1 protein-coding gene and 1 pseudogene are annotated in these 1320 nt (G+C 39.5%); both read left to right on the forward strand.

The features are described from left to right. Window positions 1-734: pseudogene (locus ACOVO2_RS15325) on the forward strand (RNA-binding protein); the annotation flags it as partial. Window positions 735-740: 6 nt separating this feature from the next. Further along, window positions 741-1320: endo-1,4-beta-xylanase (locus ACOVO2_RS15330; protein WP_421770822.1), on the forward strand; the 580-nt coding region annotated here is incomplete at its 3' end.

Here is a 1320-nt window from a genome sequence, read left to right on the forward strand (position 1 = left end):
TCAAACAACCAGTGGCAATTCCGAATAGTGAGGGTTGGTGGAATACAATTGAAGCTGACGATTTTGACCAAGATGGAGACACCGATTTTTTACTCGGAAACTGGGGAACAAACATGAAATTTAAGGCCAGCACCGAGAAACCTCTCAAACTATATGTGCATGATTTTGATGATAACAAACGCCCCGAGGTAATCATGGAATGGTTTACGCCCGAAGATGAGAAGCCTTTCCCTTTTGCCAGCAAAGCAGATTTAACCGCTCAAATGCCGAGTTTGAAGAAAAAAACTATCAAATACCAAGATTTTGCCAAGATGCAAGTCTCCGACCTTTTTGAGAAGGATAAGTTAGCCAAAGCTGTCAAAAAGCAGGTAGTCAATTTCAATTCATCAGTTTTAGTCAATCAAGATGGTAATTTGGTTTTGGAGAGCCTTCCAGCCGAAGCACAGTTTTCGCCAATCTTCGCTTTTGAAACAGGCGATTTTGATAAAGATGGAATCAAAGATTTTTATGCAGGCGGAAACTTCTATCGCCTAAAACCAGAGGTAGGCAGGCATGATGGACTTCAAGGAGGCTATTTTAAAGGACTCGGCAAAGGAAAGTTCAAATACATTTTACCACATATTTCTGGCTTACAAGCTAAAGGAGAGGTACGAGATGCTGTAACAATCAATAATCAATTGCTTATAGCCCGAAACAACGCAGCAATTATTAGTTTTAAGAAAAACCAACCATAGAAATTTATGAAATCATCGTTTTCTTTGCATAATCTACTCTGTATTGTAATTCTAAATGCAGGTTGTCATGCACAAAAACCGTTACCAAAATTTTCTTCCTTAAAAGATGCTTACAAAAATGATTTCCTAATTGGCACAGCCTTAGGGACAGAACACATTTTGGAGAGAAATGCTGTGGCCAATGACCTCATAATCAAGCAGTTTAACTCAGCAACTCCCGAGAATATCATGAAGGCCGAGGTGATTCACCCTGAGCAAAAACGTTATGATTTTACACTGGCCGACCGTTTCATTGAATTTGCTCAAAAAAACAAGCTACATACAGTTGGTCATACTTTGGTTTGGCATAGCCAATTGCCTAAATTTGTTAGTAAAATTCAAAGTGCCGATTCCGTTCGTCTTTTCATGACCGAACACATCAATACTGTTGCGGGAAGATACAAAGGTAAAATTGGTAGCTGGGATGTTGTAAACGAAGCCTTAGAAGAAGATGGTACACTCCGAAAATCAATCTTTTTAAATAAATTGGGCGAAGGCTACATCAAAGAAGCATTCGATTTAGCCGCCAAAGCTGACCCAACTGCTG

The organism is Emticicia sp., assembly GCF_049241225.1.
Taxonomy (GTDB): domain Bacteria; phylum Bacteroidota; class Bacteroidia; order Cytophagales; family Spirosomataceae; genus Emticicia.